The organism is Intrasporangium chromatireducens Q5-1, from assembly GCF_000576575.1.
GTDB classification, from domain to species: domain Bacteria; phylum Actinomycetota; class Actinomycetes; order Actinomycetales; family Dermatophilaceae; genus Intrasporangium_A; species Intrasporangium_A chromatireducens.
The window spans coordinates 1-2967 of the sequence record NZ_AWQS01000353.1 but is presented as its reverse complement, the minus strand read 5'-3'; the positions used below and the strand labels follow the sequence as shown (position 1 = coordinate 2967).

4 protein-coding genes are annotated in these 2967 nt (G+C 72.9%); all 4 read left to right on the top strand.

The window, feature by feature from the left end; translation table 11 throughout:
- A partial coding sequence (locus N864_RS20855; protein ID WP_034721909.1) for an AAA family ATPase occupies positions 1-536 on the top strand: 536 nt, incomplete at its 5' end.
- A gap of 11 nt (positions 537-547) precedes the next feature.
- Entirely contained in the window at positions 548-1057 is a 510-nt protein-coding gene (locus N864_RS20850; RefSeq protein WP_034721905.1) for a hypothetical protein, read from the top strand.
- 74 nt (positions 1058-1131) lie between these two features.
- A complete protein-coding gene (locus tag N864_RS23850) occupies positions 1132-2316 on the top strand; it encodes an LCP family protein (RefSeq protein WP_051518887.1) in 1185 nt (394 codons plus the stop codon).
- Positions 2313-2816, top strand: coding sequence for an amino-acid N-acetyltransferase (locus N864_RS20840; RefSeq protein WP_034721903.1), 504 nt, complete (start codon positions 2313-2315; stop codon positions 2814-2816). Before N864_RS23850 ends, N864_RS20840 begins: the two co-directional genes overlap by 4 nt.
- Positions 2817-2967: the final 151 nt, after the last annotated feature.

Sequence of the window (2967 nt, the reverse complement as noted above, 5' to 3'; positions counted from 1 at the left end):
TGCGCTCGCTGTCCCTCGGCCAGCGGATGCGCGCCGAGATCGCGGCCGCCCTGCTCCATGCGCCCGAGCTGCTCATCCTCGACGAGCCGACGATCGGTCTCGACGTCCTGTCGAAGCAGCGGCTGCGCGAGTTCCTCCTCGAGGAGCGCCGGGAGCGCGGCACGACGCTGCTGCTGACGACGCACGACATGGGCGACATCGAGCGGCTCTGCCACCGTGTGCTGGTCGTGGACCAGGGCCGCCTCGCCTTCGACGGCACCCTGCCCGGACTTGCCGGGACCGTCGGGGCGAGAAGGGTGCTCGTGATCGACCTCGCGGAACCGACCGACGAGCTGAGCGGCATACCGAACACCTCGCTGCTGGGAGCGGAAGGGGACGGGCTGCGACAGCGGCTCGCGTTCGAGCCGAGCGCGACGACAGCGGCCGCCGTCCTCGCGGAGGTCTCGGCGCGCGCGCAGGTGCGCGACCTCGCGATCGAGGAGCCGGACATCGAGGACGTCGTGCGGCGCATCTACGCGGCCTCGCGGCACCGTTAGGGTGAGGGCCCGTGGGCGCTCGCTTCTGGAAGCTGATCCTCCTGCGGGCGACGTGGTTCCTGCTCGCCGGTGTCTGCCTGGTCCTCGGGCTGCTCATCGCCGCCCAGTACGTCGCGGGTGGCGAGAGCGGGACGAACTACCCGGCGACCGTGACGGCCAAGGCCCCGATCGCCGGCGCCGGCCCGGGAGAGGCGCTGTGCCGCGTCACCGTCGATCCGGCCGGTGCGCCGGAGGAGTCGGACGCTCCCACGAGGATCCGCTCGACGACGGCCTGCGGGTCGTTGCCGGCGGTCGGCGCGCCGGTGCAGCTGACTTGGACCAGCGACGGCCGGACGCTCGTCGCGGGTGACGTGACCCCGCTGAGCCAGCGCACCCCGCTGTGGGTCGCCGGCATCCTCGGCGTGGCCCTGCTCGCCTTCCTGGCCCTGTTCGTGCGCACGAGCCGCGCCTTCAAGGCCGCCCTCGAGGAGGCGGACGAGCCCGGCGCGCCCGGCGAGCCGGGCGGCAAGGCGGCATCGTGAGGCTCAGCGACGGCGGCCCGCTGTGGGTTCGGCGGACCGCGCCGTCCTCATCTACCGTGGCCCACGTGAATCCCATGCCGCGCCCCCTCGGCCGACTCGTCGCGGGAACCGCCGCGCTCACCGTGCTCACCCTGCTCGCCGGCTGCACCGGCGGGGCACCCACGTCCCCCTCCACCGCGACGAGCAACGGCCCGTCGTCCGGCTCCGCCACCGGCACCACGACTCCGGCGTCATCGGGGATCGAGGGGGCGCCCGCCGAGCTGGCCGCGCTGGTGCAGCGCGTCTATGCGGGCGAGCCCATCGGCGACGGCGCCTCGAAGTCCGCCGGAGCGGCGCTCGCCCAGCGCAGACCGGCCAACGTCCCGGTCCAGGGCAAGGCCAGCACCGGCACGTGGAAGGGCGCACCCGTCGCCGTGGTCACCGTCGGCGACGACGTCACGCTCGCCGTCGCGTCGGGCGCGAAGTGGCGGGTCGTCGGCGGCTGGTGGCCCTCGCTCGGCGTGAAGCAACCATCCCTGGGGTCCGGGCCGCGGTGGGTGCTCGCCCTCGGCTCGGACGCACGCCCGGGGCAGCAGCTGGACCGCACCCGGGCCGACACGATCCAGGTCGTGGGCACGGACGGGAAGGGCGGTGCCGGTGTCATGGGGATGGCCCGCGACCTCTGGGTGCCGCTCAGCACCGGCGGCAAGGGCAAGATCAACTCCGCGATGGCCCTCGGCGGGGCGCCGGCGCAGCTGAAGACGGTCCGGTCCGTGACCGGGCTGCCCATCGAGGGGTATGTCGTCATCGGCTTCAGCGGGTTCAAGAAGGTGGTGGACGAGCAGGGCGGCATCCCGATCGTCATTCCCAAGACCGTGAACGCCTCGCACGCCAAGCTCGTCATCAAGAAGGGCCCGCAGACCCTGACGGGAGCCCAGGCGCTCGCCTACGCCCGGGAGCGCAAGACCCTACCGGACGGCGACTTCGGCAGGTCGCGGCACCAGGGCGAGCTGATGCTCGCCGCGGCGGTCAAGGCCAAGCTCGCCGGGCCGGGGGCCATCCCGGGCGCGATGACGACGGTGAGCAAGTACGCGAGGACCGACCTCGACGCCGAGCGGATGCTGACCTTCGTCGCACGCTTCTACAGGACCGACCCGACGAAGGCCGGACGCGGCGTGGCGCAGGGAGCCTTCGGCTGGGCGAGCGGCCAGTCGATCGTCGTGCTCGGGTCGCAGGCGCGGGGTCTGTTCGCCGACTTCAAGGACGGGAACCTGTCGTGAGCGGGCCCACCATCCGCCGGGCCCGCACCGCGGACATCCGCGGGATCCGCCGGCTCGTCGCGCCGCTCGCCGAGCGCCGCGTCCTCGTCGCCAAGGACGCCGTGACCTACTACGAAGGGGTGCAGGAGTTCCGCGTCGCCGAGGACGAGGACGGCACCATCGTCGGCTGTGGTGCCCTGCACGTCATGTGGGAGGACCTCGCCGAGATCCGCACCCTCGCCGTGGCCACCGACCACCTCGGGTCCGGCCTCGGCGGGCAGATCCTCGAGGGGCTCGTCGACGACGCCCGCGAGCTCGGTGTGCAGCGGCTGTTCTGCCTCACCTTCGAGACGCACTTCTTCACCCGGCACGGGTTCGAGCCGATCGAGGGCCAGGCCGTGACGGCAGACGTCTACGCCGAGCTGCTGCGCTCCTACGACGAAGGTGTGGCGGAGTTCCTCGACCTTGAGCGGGTCAAGCCGAACACCCTCGGCAACACGAGGATGCTGCGCACCCTCTGACGGCCGGGACGGGCGGGACCAGGCGAGAAGGGCACGCTCGATCGTTCGGACGGCACTCTCGATGGGGCGGCATGGCGCGCTCGATCGGGGTGCAGGGTCTCGAGGGGGGTGCGCGGGCACGCGGAAGGGGGCCGAGGACTGCTGTCCTCGG